General features: G+C 35.5%; 15 protein-coding genes and 2 tRNA genes. 5 read left to right on the top strand and 12 right to left on the bottom strand.

Features of this window, described 5'->3' with window-relative positions; translation table 11 throughout:
• Positions 1 to 24 precede the first annotated feature (24 nt).
• The 9 genes from EG339_RS00250 to EG339_RS00210 form a co-directional block, all read right to left on the bottom strand.
• Positions 25 to 756, bottom strand: a complete 732-nt coding sequence (locus tag EG339_RS00250) for a class I SAM-dependent methyltransferase (RefSeq protein WP_123868343.1) — start codon at positions 754 to 756, stop codon at positions 25 to 27.
• A gap of 151 nt (positions 757 to 907) precedes the next feature.
• Positions 908 to 1,108, bottom strand: coding sequence for a YqaE/Pmp3 family membrane protein (locus EG339_RS00245; protein WP_123868342.1), 201 nt, complete (start codon positions 1,106 to 1,108; stop codon positions 908 to 910).
• A 216-nt stretch (positions 1,109 to 1,324) separates the two neighbouring features.
• Entirely contained in the window at positions 1,325 to 2,020 is a 696-nt protein-coding gene (locus EG339_RS00240; protein WP_123868341.1) for a M949_RS01915 family surface polysaccharide biosynthesis protein, read from the bottom strand.
• Positions 2,021 to 2,040: 20 nt separating this feature from the next.
• Positions 2,041 to 2,113, bottom strand: a tRNA-Lys gene (locus EG339_RS00235).
• A 4-nt stretch (positions 2,114 to 2,117) separates the two neighbouring features.
• Positions 2,118 to 2,192: transfer RNA gene (locus tag EG339_RS00230), tRNA-Lys, on the bottom strand.
• Between the two features lie 11 nt (positions 2,193 to 2,203).
• The gene (locus tag EG339_RS00225; protein ID WP_123868340.1) at positions 2,204 to 3,514 is read right to left on the bottom strand and encodes a hypothetical protein; all 1,311 of its coding nucleotides are present in this window, start codon (positions 3,512 to 3,514) and stop codon (positions 2,204 to 2,206) included.
• A 40-nt stretch (positions 3,515 to 3,554) separates the two neighbouring features.
• Entirely contained in the window at positions 3,555 to 3,968 is a 414-nt protein-coding gene (locus tag EG339_RS00220) for a hypothetical protein (RefSeq protein ID WP_123868339.1), read from the bottom strand.
• Between the two features lie 3 nt (positions 3,969 to 3,971).
• A complete protein-coding gene (locus EG339_RS00215; RefSeq protein ID WP_123868338.1) occupies positions 3,972 to 4,355 on the bottom strand; it encodes a tetratricopeptide repeat protein in 384 nt (127 codons plus the stop codon).
• 48 nt (positions 4,356 to 4,403) lie between these two features.
• Positions 4,404 to 6,422, bottom strand: coding sequence for a M3 family metallopeptidase (locus EG339_RS00210; RefSeq protein ID WP_123868337.1), 2,019 nt, complete (start codon positions 6,420 to 6,422; stop codon positions 4,404 to 4,406).
• Between the two features lie 212 nt (positions 6,423 to 6,634).
• Here EG339_RS00210 and EG339_RS00205 point away from each other — a divergent pair, with 212 nt between their 5' ends.
• The 5 genes from EG339_RS00205 (at position 6,635) to rimM (ending at position 9,770) form a co-directional block, all read left to right on the top strand.
• Positions 6,635 to 7,159, top strand: a complete 525-nt coding sequence (locus tag EG339_RS00205) for an SRPBCC family protein (RefSeq protein ID WP_123868336.1) — start codon at positions 6,635 to 6,637, stop codon at positions 7,157 to 7,159.
• A gap of 158 nt (positions 7,160 to 7,317) precedes the next feature.
• The gene (locus tag EG339_RS00200) at positions 7,318 to 7,767 is read left to right on the top strand and encodes a hypothetical protein (RefSeq protein WP_123868335.1); all 450 of its coding nucleotides are present in this window, start codon (positions 7,318 to 7,320) and stop codon (positions 7,765 to 7,767) included.
• 200 nt (positions 7,768 to 7,967) lie between these two features.
• Positions 7,968 to 8,477, top strand: coding sequence for a nitroreductase family protein (locus EG339_RS00195; protein WP_123868334.1), 510 nt, complete (start codon positions 7,968 to 7,970; stop codon positions 8,475 to 8,477).
• A 181-nt stretch (positions 8,478 to 8,658) separates the two neighbouring features.
• Positions 8,659 to 9,213 (top strand): 30S ribosomal protein S16, encoded by a 555-nt coding sequence (locus tag EG339_RS00190; RefSeq protein WP_123868333.1) that lies wholly within the window; start codon positions 8,659 to 8,661, stop codon positions 9,211 to 9,213.
• A gap of 14 nt (positions 9,214 to 9,227) precedes the next feature.
• Positions 9,228 to 9,770 (top strand): ribosome maturation factor RimM, encoded by a 543-nt coding sequence (gene rimM, locus EG339_RS00185; protein ID WP_123868332.1) that lies wholly within the window; start codon positions 9,228 to 9,230, stop codon positions 9,768 to 9,770.
• Between the two features lie 74 nt (positions 9,771 to 9,844).
• Here rimM and EG339_RS00180 read toward each other — a convergent pair whose 3' ends face one another.
• The 3 genes from EG339_RS00180 to EG339_RS00170 form a co-directional block, all read right to left on the bottom strand.
• Positions 9,845 to 10,759, bottom strand: a complete 915-nt coding sequence (locus tag EG339_RS00180) for a helix-turn-helix domain-containing protein (protein WP_123868331.1) — start codon at positions 10,757 to 10,759, stop codon at positions 9,845 to 9,847.
• Positions 10,760 to 10,890: 131 nt separating this feature from the next.
• Complete coding sequence (locus EG339_RS00175) at positions 10,891 to 11,730, bottom strand: SDR family NAD(P)-dependent oxidoreductase (RefSeq protein ID WP_123868330.1); 840 nt, start codon at positions 11,728 to 11,730, stop codon at positions 10,891 to 10,893.
• A gap of 175 nt (positions 11,731 to 11,905) precedes the next feature.
• Entirely contained in the window at positions 11,906 to 13,546 is a 1,641-nt protein-coding gene (locus EG339_RS00170) for a serine hydrolase domain-containing protein (protein WP_123868329.1), read from the bottom strand.
• Between the last annotated feature and the right edge of the window lie 8 nt (positions 13,547 to 13,554).

Genomic DNA, 13,554 nt, shown 5'->3' with positions numbered 1-13,554 from the left:
TGAAATATTTGAATCTTAGGCAGATTATTTTTCTGCAGAGATCAGTAGCATCATAGGTCTTCGGAGTTCCTCTTTCATTTCCGGAATTTCTTTCAGCATTCCAGGGCTTGGTTCCGGTTCAATGATTTCCTTTATTTTGAAGTTGTGTTTCAATAATGTGTTTAAATAGGAAGTTAAGGTTCTGTGATATTTAATGACATTTTCTCCTAAGAATGTTGTATTTCTTTTTCCTTCGATAAAATACCTGTCAACAGGCCAGCTTGTTTTCTCTCCATTCTTATCATAGTTCCAGTCCTGGCTTCCTTCAGCAGTAAAAACAGGATGTTCTACAGAAAATACAAAATACCCGCCCGAAGTCAGCCACTGATAAATGTTTTGCACAATGGTATCGAATGACTCCACATAATGCAATGTTAAAGAGCTTAAAACAATATCAAAATGTTCTGCAGGATAATTAACATCCTCCAGTGCTTTCCTTTCATACAGGATGCCTTCGAGATTATTGATTTCCTTTGCCCTGGCCAGCATTTTCTCAGAAAGATCGATCCCGATTACAGATTTTGCTCCATTTTCTATGGCATACCGGCAATGCCATCCGAACCCGCAGCCAAGGTCTAATACTTTTTTTCCTTTAAAATCCGGTAATATATTTTTCAGGGCGTGCCATTCTCCTGCTCCTTCCAGCCCTAATTGGGAGCGGAGCATTTTCTCATACTGGTTAAAAAATGACGGGTCGTCGTATTTATTTTCTTTCATAGCAGGAAAAATTTACAGTTTTTACGGCCGGGATTACTCAACAATAAATTTACAATTATTAGATGGAAAAAATTTAAAATGCTGATCCAAAATTTTCCAAAAAAAATCCTTTACCGAAATAAAGGACTCAATGTATAGATGTAAAATGATTTTATTTCCGGCCTTCGCGTACAGCACGTATTAAATCTTCGTTACGCTTATTGGCTCTATCATTATTTAAAGACATCACAGCCCAAATGGCCGCTGGAAGCCAGCCAATGACGGTAATCTGTAAAATAAAACAGATAATTCCTGTAAGAATTTTTCCGCGGACAATAAAAGATAAAAAGGGAAGTATGATAGCTAATAACATAGTTAAAATTTTAAAGTACTTTAATTCGTTTCAAAAACTAAGATTGAGGGGCTGGAAGAGGAAAGTTGGATGTTACTTTTAGCACAAAATTATGGTCATTACCTAATTAAGTTATATAAAAAAAACAGTTATTGGTTATGTTTTTCATAACTTACTGCTTCTAGCTCCCAGCTTCAAACTTATTTCATAGTCTGTTTGATAGGACTAATTTACAAATTATTCTTCCATATTTTTCTTCCATAATTTTTCAGCATATTCTCTAAAAACTTTTGGCCCTTCTTTGAATGCCTTGTCAAAAGTATAGGTTCCTCCTTCAAATACAGGTTTTCCATGGGTTTCCATTCCTGTTTGTATTTTTGATTCTCCACGCATGGCGAATTTTTGATTTCCTTCATACATGATGACTTTTAAATCCGAGGGACTTACATCACCTTTACAGGCTAATTCATACATCATCCAGACTTCAGCAGTACCGTTCTTATCAAGATCGGTTACGCTTAGAGTATTTTTCTTGAATGCAGCATCAATATCTACCATGCAGTCTTTGATAAAGTCATTTACCTTCCATATTTGCTGGTTATTTTCCAAAGAATAACAATGGGCAAAAATTTCAGCGTCACTGCCGTCATTTTCATGCTGAAACTTTTCATTGAAATAAACTCCTGTTTCCGAAGTAAGTATTATATATTCTCCTGTTTTATCCTTCCATCGGAATCCGTCTTTAAAATTACCTTTATATTTCAATGCTTTTGGAACCTGGGCAGAATCAATTCTTGCAGCAGTTAAGGAATCTGTTTTTTCTACCTGATTAATTTCCGGAGCTTTTGTTTCAGCCATTGAATCTTTCTTTTCATTTTTACAGCTTAAAAAGAATAGGAATGGGAGGGTATAAAGGAAGTATGTTTTTTTCACAATTATTATATTTCTTATTGGTCTGATAACAGGGCTCGAACCTGTGTCCTCCCGGTCCAAGAGCCGGGTGCTCTGCCACTGAGCTATATCAGAAATCAGGATAGGTACAGGGCTCGAACCTGCGTCAACCCGGTTAAAGAGCCAGGAGTTCTACCACTGAACTAACCTATCCTATATTTTGTTTCAGAGTTTTCCTGAAAAATATTTGTTTTGTCTTAAAATCTTGGCCATAAAAGGATTGGAAACAGTTATTCCATGAACGAGCTCCGGAGTAGGTTTAAATTCACTTACTCCATGAGTACGGGGAGCAATCCAGCCTGATTTTTCAGGATCAATACCTGCATCCTTACAGGCCCTGATGATTATTTCTTTATTACAGAAAGCCTTTTCCTGAAAAACCTCCCATGGCAAAGGTACTACATTCCAGACTTCTGTGTTGGGATCAATCTTTCCTCCGGATGATAGATGCCATGCAATAACGTCTGCAGCCATTAACCGCATCACTTTTCCAAAACAAATATCATCAAGAATAAAATCAAGATCAAGAGCATAGATTAAATTCATCCAGTTATCCCGTGCTTTATTCCATGCTCCGGCAGTATTATTCCAGGTAGTGGAATCATTTCCTTTTTTTACCGCCATTGTTTTTCTGTAAATATCGTTCTCATTCCAAAGTTCTTCAAGGAATTCGGAAAGCTCCTGAAGAATTGCCATCCATTTCCCTAAGAGTTTTCCCTTTTGTTCATCATTCAGATGGACTAAAACTTTAGGGTCAGTATAAATATAGGAAATGACTTCCCAATTGGCTTCATTTGGATTTTTCAGACATCTGTTAAACAGCATTTCACATATCTCATCAAACGGTCTTTCCTGGCTTTGATTGGTAAATGTACTTCTGAGATTACTCTTTGCATTGAAATAGGCAATAAAGCAGGCTGTATTCAGATCTTTGCTGAAACCTTCAAAACTGATGGTGTGGGAAAGTCCATGTTTGGCTATTTTCTGAAGTTCAATCTTTTTTGATTCATGAATGAACTTTTGGAGTCTGATTTCAATACGTTTTAAAAGCCTCCATTTCTTATTGTAATTTCGCTTAGAAATATCCAGTCCGGCCAGTTTTCTCAGATCTTTATTAAGCCGGTCACTTTTAAAATTATTTTCTCCAACTTCTTTATGAATTAATGGGGAAACTTCTTTTAAAAATGTTTCAATTGCCTTTATGCTATGATAAACGGAGTTTTCTTTTTCATTCAGTTTAAAGATCTCAATGGCTTTTTTGATCTGTTTTTCCGCACCAACAGCTTTTCCAAAAGTTCCAAGCATCGAGGTATACCCATAAACACTGTTTTTCAGAGAACGGTTGGCTGCTTTACTTAAAGTCGCCAGCTCATGAATGGACAGTTGCCCTCTCATCAGTTCAACAATCAGTTCCGCAACATCTTCGGGACGACAGCGTTGATCTAAGGTTTGGTAAAGCTGTTCAATAGTGTTCATTTCTTTCCTGTTGTTTTGAAAATTACTGAGATTTCCCTATTTATAAAATTAATTCTTTTATTGTCTTATCCGTTTTCATGAGTTCTCCCTGAGGAATCTGATGGTTAAGATAAGTATACAGCAAATGGGTTACCCAACTGTTTTCGATACCTTGAATATAATAAGAAGATATCAGTCCGAAATCATCAGAAATATAAGCGGGCAGTTCAGAGGAACCTGTAGCTTTGAAAGTGGAGATGAAAATCTCTTTTCTGATATGGGTAACAGCATCTTCAGTTGCTTCATCTACTATTTTCTCTTCAATAGCCTGATAAGCTTCCATCCATGTATCCGAAAATGCTGGTAAATCCCTGTTGTCCAGAATTTCATCAATCTTTTCAGGATCAATAGTATCAAGAGCAGCTTTTAATGAAGTATTAAAAGCTGCCTCTAATTTTTTTAATTTCTCTATCATATTTTAATGAGATTGAGGGTCGAAATAGGCTTTAAAAGTAAGTGGATTCTCAACTTTTCCCTCGGCATCTTCCAGATATTCTAAATATTCAGCCTGATGTTTTTCCATATAAATCATAACGATGGCCAGGTTTACAAAAAGGTTTTTATCTTCAGAACCCAGATTCAGCGCCATTCTTAAATACTCCAAAGCTTTCTCATTTTCTCCCATATCAGAATAGATTGCCCCAATGTTGATGAGCGCAGAGGTATTCTCAGGTTCAATAAGTAAGATTTCATCTAACTCTTTAACCAAAAGCTCGTTTAAAGTGTCCCAATGGTCTTCATTTTCCCATCTTTTAGCCTGAAGTTTTTTTACATTTTCCAGTCTTTGCGATATACTTTTCATTTCTTTTTGAAGGTCTTCCTTCATAATAATGCTCCTTATTAATTTTTACTATCCAAAAGCTCTTTTCAACAGACTTTCTACCTTCGGCTCGCTTCCTCTGAAGGCTTTATACAGTTCCATAGGATCTTTTGTTCCGCCGGCAGAAAGAAGCACTTTATATTTTGCTGCAATTTCAGGATTGAAAATACCGTTTTCTTTAAAATACTGGAAAGCATCAGCATCCAATACTTCCGCCCATTTGTAAGAATAATATCCAGCAGAATATCCACCTTGGAAAATATGGGAGAAACTTGGGCTCATTGCTGTCTCAGGATTTATAGGATAAAGGGTTGTAGCTTGGGTATATTGATCTTCAAATTCCTTTATACTTTTGTTCTCTAACTCTGATACTTTTGTATGGTAGTTCATATCCAGTAAACCAAAACCTAATTGTCTTAAGGTCTGATACCCTTCCATAAAATTTTTAGACTGCTCTATTTTTTCAATCTTTTCGTCAGGAAGAACCTCGCCCGTTTTATAATGTTTCGCAAAAGTTTTCAGGAATTCAGGTTCATAGCAAAAGTTTTCCAAAAACTGGGACGGAAGTTCCACAAAATCCCATTTTACAGAAGTTCCTGAAAGAGTAGGGTATTGCGTATCTGCCATCATTCCGTGAAGGGCATGCCCAAATTCATGGAATAAAGTGGTTACTTCCTGGAATGTTAATAAGCTAGGAGTGTCTTTCGTAGGTTTGCTGAAATTGCAAACAATTGAAATATGCGGACGGGAGTTTTCACCATTCTGTTTGTACTGGTTTTTATAGCTTGTCATCCAAGCTCCTGCTCTTTTCCCTTTTCTTGGGAAATAATCAACGTATAATAAAGATTTATAAGTTCCGTTTTCTTTAACTTCATAAACCTTTACATCTTCGTGGTATTTCGGAATATCATTTCTTTCTTCAAAAGTTAACCCGAATAATTGGCCAGCCAGTCCGAAAACGGCATCCTGAACCTGGTTTAAAGGGAAATAAGGCTTTAGTTCTTCATCATTAAGATCAAATTTCTGCTTACGAAGCTTTTCAGCGTAAAAAGCGTGGTCATAGCTTTGCATATCCTCAATTCCATCGGCTTTTGCAAGAGATTTTAATTCCTCAATCTCTTGATCAGCATAAGGTTTTGCCTTTGTTAAAAGTTCACTTAAAAAATCAAAAACTTTTACAGGAGATTTTGCCATTCTTTCTTCCAGTACGAAATCTGCATAATCCTTATACCCTAAAAGCTTTGCTTTCTGCTGTTTTAACTGAAGAAGCTCTTTGATGAGGTTCTGGTTGTCATATTCACCACCGTCAAAGGATTTTTTGCCATTAGCCAACGCAAGCTCCTTTCTTAATTCGCGGTTTTCAGCATAAGTCATAAATGGAATATAGCTTGGATATTGTAAAGTAACTACCCAGCCTTCAAGATTTCTTTCTTTAGCTTCCTCTGCAAATTGTTCAATAATTGCTTCAGGAATTCCGGCTAACTGTTCTTTATCTGTAATATGTTTGAAATAGGCATTGGTAGAAGCCAGTACATTCTGCCCGAACTGTAAAGATTTTAAAGAAAGATCCATGCTGATCTTCTTTAATTTTTCTTTATCTTCTTCGTTTAATAGGGCGCCGCTTCTTACAAAACCTTTATAAGTTTCATTCAAAAGCATTTCCTGCTCTTCATTGAGATTATATTTCTCCTTTTCATCATAAACCTTTTTGATTTTGTTGAAAAGGGCTTCATTTTGAGAGATTTTTGAAGAATATTCAGTTAAAATCGGAGAAACTTCCTGAGCGATCTGTTGGATCTCATCACTGGTTTCTGCAGAATTTAAATTGAAAAAGATATTTGACACCACATCCAGCTGCTCTCCGGAATACGCTAATGCTTCAATAACATTTTCAAAAGTAGGGGCTTCAGGATTATCAACAATAGCATTGATCTCTTCCTCAGATTTCTGAATTAATTCTTTGAAAGCAGGAAGATAATCTTCATTTTTAATCTCACCGAACGGTGCTGAGTGATATGGTGTGTTAAATTTTTCTGTTAAAATATTCATTTTTCGATTTTTAGTTAAACGTAAATGTAAGGATTCATCGGAGAATCACAGCTGAAATGCTCAAAAATAATGCCTGAAAGCCAAGTTATGACAAAAATACCTTATCTTTAAATAATCTTGTCCTATGCAAAGAGGGGATGATGTCAGAATATTTAATTTTGAAAGCAGATGAGAGACTCATTTTGAAGTAAATAACCTTAAATATATAGACTATGAAAACACTCCTGAAATTTATTGGCATTATCATTTTGCTGATTATCGTATATGCTGTAATTGCCATGTTGGCCTTCAGTAAAGATTATCATTATGAAAAAACTGTTGTCATTAATGCTCCCAAAGAAAAAGTATGGCAATATGTAGGTTCGTTAAAAGGATATAATATGTGGGATCCTTTTTCAAAAGAAATAAAAAATATTAAGATTACTTATTCCGGAGAAGGTACTAAAATGGGAGATTCCTATCATTGGAAAGGAGATGACAGTGAAGGTGAACAGGCTATTATGGAAACAGTTCCGAACGAAAAAATGGTCACCCAGCTTCATTTTATAAAGCCTTTTGAAGGGAATGCCAAAGGTACTTTTGTACTAACCCCTGAAGGAAACGGAACCAAAGTGACATGGATGATTGATAATGAACTGAATACGATGATGAAGATCATGAAACCTATGATGGACAGCAATATGGATAAAATGTTTGGCCAGGGATTAGGAGATCTGAAGAAATTAGCTGAAAAATAAAATGGAAGCCTTGTAGAAAAATACAAGGCTTTTTAATGGTGTAATGAAAATAATGGTATAATAAAGAACTGTTACTGCTGATGGTTTGTTTTTTGTACAAGAATTAAAAGAATAAATATTATTCTAAAAATGTTATCTTTATATAAAGAAACGATTGTATGGAGAAGATTGTATTTGAAAAAAGTGATATCAGAGATTTCGTAAAAAACACCATTGCAGAAAAAATTGAGAAACTTAAAAATTTCATCGAATTTACTCTGGAGGCTAGCCGTGACATTAAAAAAACACCAAAGTATGACAGCATGCGGGAAGAAATGCAGGAAGAAATATACCAGATGCAGAGACAGCTTGGTGCTTTAAATGATCTCAAACGAAATATGGGAAAAGTCCTGAATACTTCCACAGACCGGATTCAGCTGGGGTCTCTGGTGATTACCAATAAAGCCCGCTTCTACATTTCTGTGTCATTAGGAGAATTCTTCTTTGAAGGAGACCGCTTCTATGCCATTTCTTCTGAAAGTCCCATGGCTAAAAAAATGATGGGAATGAAAGCCGGAGACGAATTTACATTGAACAAAATTCACCAGAAAATTGTGGAAGTGCTATAGCTTTTATTGTCAATAGTGAATTTGCTTTGCAGGTGAATTGTGAATTAATAATATCATAAAATTGACAGGCACAGTGAATTGACCATTCACGATTAACTTTTACAATTTTTCAATTTACGATATAACACCCTTTTAAATCTCATCTCAAATTCTTAGCCCTTCCTCCCTGAAATTAATCAACATGTTGTATTTTTGCTTCTATGAATAAAGCAGAAGTTTTAAAAGAAATCATAGAGCAGAGAAGAAGTATTTTCCCAAAAGATTATACAGACGCAGAAATCTCTCAGGAAGTTATTGATGAAATTTTACATTCAGCAACTTTAGCTCCCAACCATAAGCGTACTAAACCCTGGCGTTTCAAAATATTTAAAGGAGAAGAAAAAGCAAAACTAGCTTTAGAAATGCAGGAAATCTATAAATCTACTCAGCCTGAACAGTTATTTTTAGAGAAAAAATATAATGATATTGGCTTTAAGATCAATAAAGCTAATGTTGTTGTTTCTATCATTGTTAATTTCAGTGGTATGGTCCCTGAATGGGAAGAAATTGCGGCTACTTCAATGGCGGTTCAGAATATGTATTTAAGCTGCACGGCCAATAATATTGGCTGCTACTGGAGTTCTCCCAAAATTGTTGATTATCTGAAAGAATCTCTTACAATTGAGGAAAACCAGAAATGCCTGGGCCTTTTCTACATGGGGACAGTATAATATTTTTAATGTAACAATCTGAAAATTTACCAATGTAACAATGGTTAAAAAACAAATTAAATATTGTTACACTGTTAGATTGATAAATTGTTATATTTATTAATTGTTCAAATAAAATTTTTTACTATCTTTGCACTCTTAAATATTTAACTGGGACGAGTTCCCGTAAAATTCAAACATTATGTCAGTAAAAATCAGATTACAAAGACACGGTAAAAAAGGAAAACCTTTCTTCCACATCGTGGTTGCAGATTCTAGAGCTAGAAGAGATGGTAGATTCATCGAAAAACTAGGAACTTACAACCCAATTACTAACCCAGCAACTATCGAGTTGAACGTTGATTCTGCTGTACAGTGGTTAAACAACGGTGCTCAGCCTACTGATACTGCTAGAGCTATTCTATCTTATAAAGGTGCTCTTTACAAAAAACACTTACAAGGTGGTGTTGCTAAAGGAGCTTTTGATCAGGCTGAAGCTGAAAAAAGATTTAACGCTTGGTTAGAAGCTAAAGAATCTAAAGTACAAGGTAAAGTTGAAGGTTTAGCTACTGCTAAAGCTGATGCTAAGAAAGCTGCTTTAGAAGCTGAAGTAAAAGTAAACGAAGCTAGAATTGCTGCTGTTGCACAAGCTGAAGCTGATGCTAAAGCTGCTGAAGAAGCTGCAAACGCACCTGCTGAAGAAGTTGCTACAGAAGGAGAAGCTGCTGCTGAAACTGAAGAAAACACTGAAGCTTAAGAACATTTCCTGTTATGCGTAAAGAAGATTGCTATTTGTTGGGGAAAATCACACGCAGACATGGACTTGCGGGAAACGTTATCCTTAAATTGGATACCGACCAGCCCGAGCTTTACAATAAATTGGAATCAATATTCGTTGAAATCAACGGATTATTGGTTCCTTTTTTTATTGAAAAATCATCATGGAGCAAATTAGATGCTCTGAATATTGCCTTCAAAAACTCTTCTGAAGCAATGGTAGACCAGGTTTTAGGTAAAAGTGTTTACCTTCCGCTATCTACCCTCCCAAAACTTACAGGGAAGCAATTCTATTACCATGAAATCATCGGATTTGAAATTTTTGATGAAAATAATAACAACTGTGGAGTGATCAGATCTGTAAATGATCAGACGGCACAGGTATATTTCATTACCAATCTGGATGGAAAAGAAGTGGTGATTCCTATGATTAAAGATTGGATTCTTGACGTTGACAGAGAGGAAAGAGTAATCAAAATGCAACTTCCTGAAGGCCTTATTGATGTTTTCCTGGTTCCTTCTAAGAAAGACGAGTAATTTCTTCCGTCTTATTTTCTATTATTATTCCAAAAAACTCTATTTATCTATTATCAGGCAAGATAAAGAGGTATTTAGTTAAACAATTTTCTGAATTCTCCAGGCGACTGCTTTGTCTTCTGTTTAAAGAGCTTACTGAAAGACTGCGGATGTTCGAATCCCAGCTCATAAGCAATTTCACTTACAGATAAACCTGTTGTACTCAAACGTTCCTTAGCCATATCAATTAATTTATTCTGAATATGCTGTTGTGTACTTTGTTGTGTATGAATACGCAGCAAAGATCCAAGATAATTGGGAGAAATATTCATTTGCTCAGCGAGAACTTTTACAGACGGGATTCCATTTTCCAGAAGATTTCCATGGTTGAAATACTGTGAAAGGATTTCTTCAAATTTATGGAGTAATTCATGGCTCGATTTTTTCCGGGTTAAAAACTGACGCTCATAGAAGCGCTCAGAATAAATTAATAATAACTCCATCTGTGCTATAATAAGTTCCTGAGTGAATTTATCAATGTTCGACTGATATTCACGCTCAATATTTTTAAAGATATCAACAATAATGCTTTCCTCTCTGTCAGAAAGAAAAAGAGCTTCTTTTACCCGGTAGCTGAAGAAATCATAAGATTTTATTTTTTTTGTTAAAGAAGTACTCCACAAAAAATCAGGATGAATAAGTAATAAGAAACCGGTAGGCTCTACTTCAATATCCTGTTTTATTTCCAGGCTCAAAATCTGCTGCGGAGAAACAAAACACAGTACTCCGGAATCAAAATCATATTGTTCCTGTCCATAGTTGAATTTTAGATTAACGTTTTTTTTAAGGCCAATTGAATAAAAACTCTGAATCCATCTCAGCTCATCATCATCTATGGTATACCGTACCTTGCTGTAATCTACTAAGCTTATCAGCAGGTGATCAGGTTTCGGAAGATTGCAGAAAGCATGAAAATCTGAAATAGAATTAAAACGAAAGAGCTGTTTCATATAAGCAAGTTAATTGTTTTGGCTGAATTTTTAAATTTATTGTTTCAGAAAAACTTCGGCTCTGTTCAGGCTGGTAACTTTAAAATTGATGCATTTTTGCAGAACCGAAGGGTATTAAGCTAATTACAAGATCAGATTGCAGTTGAAACGGACAGGTTTTCCCATTTTTGGGCATCTTTTGTTAAAATATCAATTTTCTGATTCAGAAGTTCCATTGTTCCAACTCCTAATAACAAATGTACCGGCGGGTTTTTCTCTTTGCTGATCTGGATCAGTACATCTGCTGCTTTTTCCGGATCATTAGGCTGATTACCATTGATCTCATTAAGATGGGCCTGCTCGGAAATTCTTGCTGCTTCATTAGCCTGAATAGGATTAGCAGGAGTTTTTACGGAATCCTTCGTTAAAAAGTCTGTGCGGAAATAGCCTGGATAAACAACAGTAGCATAAATTCCGAAATCTTTTACTTCTTCAGCCAGTGCTTCCGTAAATCCGGCAACCGCAAATTTTGTAGAACAGTAAATTCCCCAGCCCGGAAAATTGGCTGAGTATCCGCCAACAGAAGATATATTGAAGATGTTTCCTGATTTTTGCTCACGGAGGTAAGGAAGGACATTTCTAATCACATTTAAGGTCCCGAAAACATTTACTGCATAATTTTCCCTCGTTTCTTCATCGGTAAGTTCTTCCAGTGTTCCGATCTGCCCATAACCTGCATTGTTGACAACCACATCAATTCGTCCGAAATGTTCCACCGTTTTTGAAATTACAGATTTTATATCACTGTTGTCTTTAATGTTGACGCTGAGCGGAAGGAAATTTTCTGAGGTCTTTCCGAAGGCAGTAATCAGGGATTCTACGGTACGGCTTGTTGCAGCTACCCTGAACCCTTCAGATAATAATTTCTTCACCAGCTCAAACCCTAAGCCTTTTGATGCTCCTGTTACGAACCAAACTTTTTTTGTTTCCATTTTAAATAATTTTTTGTTTAAATGATGGTACAAAGATGGAGCGTTAAGGAATTGAAAAAGTATCCAAATCGGGGAATGATGTATCCAAATCGTGAATGATAATTTAAAAGCGGGTAAAATCCATATACTCTTTTGTAAAATATATTTTTTTTACTTACACTAGCTTTTTTCTTCCTTATTTAAGTGCAGGCAAAAGGTATTGCTCTACAATTTTATCAGCTTGTGAATGGCCATAAGGCTTATTGTAAGCTGTTGCAGTAATTACTATTACTATAGGAATATGAGTGAATACGATAATTTTATTACCGCCATTACCACTGGATTGATAAGCTTCAAAATTTTGATTTGCAACTTTATATACTTTTCTCCAGAATAAATATCCATAGCCTTCAAAATCTGGATGACCGGCAAAATAGTTGGTAAAAGATTTTTGAATCCAGGTTTTATCTAATACCCTTTTTCCATTCCAGAGTCCATTGTTTTTATATAACTGTCCAAATTTAGCAAAATCTAACATCTTCATTCTCAGTCCTCCGGCCAGAGATGGCTTATGCTGAGGAGTAAACTGCCATTGATAATTGATGATGCCAAGAGGTTGAAATAGTTTTTTATCAGCATAATTTTCCAGGCCTTTAGGTACACTCTTGTCTAAAATATCTCCGGTTATTACAACACCGGCAGTGAAATAATTCCATACTTTTCCAATTATATTATTTGTCATGGGTATATCCAGCGCAAATTTTACCCAATTTTCAGTAGGATACATATTTTCTTCATCACCTGGAGATTCATTATCGTCATCATTTCCGTCAAAGCCGGAACTCATTGTTAATAAACTTTTGATGGTGACACTATCTTTTTTAGGAGAGTAGTTTTTAAATTGTTGTATGTTATAAAAATCTTTTAAGTTTTGATACTCGCTTTTTATGTACTTCTCTTTTATCGCAATTCCCATTAACGCGGAAGCAAAAGATTTACCCACAGACCGTGTATCCTGTAAAGAATCTCTTCCGGAATGATTAAAATATTCTTCTAACAGAAGCTTTCCGTTTTTGATTACAGCGATACCTGTTATATTTTTGAATCTTTCTTCTGCTATTTTTTTATTTAAATTTTTAATGATCTTGTTGTCTATTTTTTCCTTGGAAACTTCCCATCCGCTGTTTGGCTGAATAGGCTGAATAGCTGTTAGCCTTTCCGGAATATTTTTTTCCGGAACATTCATTTTTATTTCTCCTTCTGCAATAATTTCTCCTGTCTGTAATGTTGTTGTTTTCAGGTAAGGACGGATTTCTATTTTCAAAATATGATTTCCGCTTGACAAAGCATCAATGCCGTCATGAAGTAAATAAAACCGCATCCATAAATACCTTCCCCATGAATCTTCATTGCTGCTGCTGATAAGAGGAATTCTAAAAGATGTTTTGAGTTTTTTATTTTCTGCAGTACCTGCTCCTGTATTCAGGTTTTCTTTGTAAATCATTCTCCCGTCCACATAAAATGAAAACTGATAGTTGCCGTTTTTCAGCAATTGATCAACGGTGAGTGACGGCCCAAGCTGATGTAGATAATTCACTAAAGAATTATCAAAGAAGGCATGAATACCAAGACTTCCATCCTCTCTTAGTGTAGCAGAGGAAAGAATATCCTGCTCTTTTAAATTTTCGGGACTGATAGTGTGGTCAAGAAATATAATTTTTCCGGAATATTTCTTTTGAATTGGGTTTTCAATTTTCTCAGGTGTGACAATATTTTGGCTTTGAGCCGGATAAAAAGAAAATGTGAAAATAAAGATCAGTAGAATCAGAGTTTTCATTTTAATGT

The sequence above is a fragment of the Chryseobacterium bernardetii genome, from assembly GCF_003815975.1.
Classification (GTDB): Bacteria; Bacteroidota; Bacteroidia; order Flavobacteriales; family Weeksellaceae; genus Chryseobacterium; species Chryseobacterium bernardetii.
This window is presented reverse-complemented; position numbering and strand designations above follow the sequence as displayed.

Coding starts and splice junctions, on each gene's coding strand:
- EG339_RS00250 (WP_123868343.1), bottom strand. CDS start 756: ATGAAAGAAAATAAATACGACGACCCGTCATTTTTTAACCAGTATGAG.
- EG339_RS00245 (WP_123868342.1), bottom strand. CDS start 1,108: ATGTTATTAGCTATCATACTTCCCTTTTTATCTTTTATTGTCCGCGGA.
- EG339_RS00225 (WP_123868340.1), bottom strand. CDS start 3,514: ATGAACACTATTGAACAGCTTTACCAAACCTTAGATCAACGCTGTCGT.
- EG339_RS00220 (WP_123868339.1), bottom strand. CDS start 3,968: ATGATAGAGAAATTAAAAAAATTAGAGGCAGCTTTTAATACTTCATTA.
- EG339_RS00215 (WP_123868338.1), bottom strand. CDS start 4,355: ATGAAAAGTATATCGCAAAGACTGGAAAATGTAAAAAAACTTCAGGCT.
- EG339_RS00210 (WP_123868337.1), bottom strand. CDS start 6,422: ATGAATATTTTAACAGAAAAATTTAACACACCATATCACTCAGCACCG.
- EG339_RS00205 (WP_123868336.1), top strand. CDS start 6,635: ATGAAAACACTCCTGAAATTTATTGGCATTATCATTTTGCTGATTATC.
- EG339_RS00200 (WP_123868335.1), top strand. CDS start 7,318: ATGGAGAAGATTGTATTTGAAAAAAGTGATATCAGAGATTTCGTAAAA.
- EG339_RS00195 (WP_123868334.1), top strand. CDS start 7,968: ATGAATAAAGCAGAAGTTTTAAAAGAAATCATAGAGCAGAGAAGAAGT.
- EG339_RS00190 (WP_123868333.1), top strand. CDS start 8,659: ATGTCAGTAAAAATCAGATTACAAAGACACGGTAAAAAAGGAAAACCT.
- rimM (WP_123868332.1), top strand. CDS start 9,228: ATGCGTAAAGAAGATTGCTATTTGTTGGGGAAAATCACACGCAGACAT.
- EG339_RS00180 (WP_123868331.1), bottom strand. CDS start 10,759: ATGAAACAGCTCTTTCGTTTTAATTCTATTTCAGATTTTCATGCTTTC.
- EG339_RS00175 (WP_123868330.1), bottom strand. CDS start 11,730: ATGGAAACAAAAAAAGTTTGGTTCGTAACAGGAGCATCAAAAGGCTTA.
- EG339_RS00170 (WP_123868329.1), bottom strand. CDS start 13,546: ATGAAAACTCTGATTCTACTGATCTTTATTTTCACATTTTCTTTTTAT.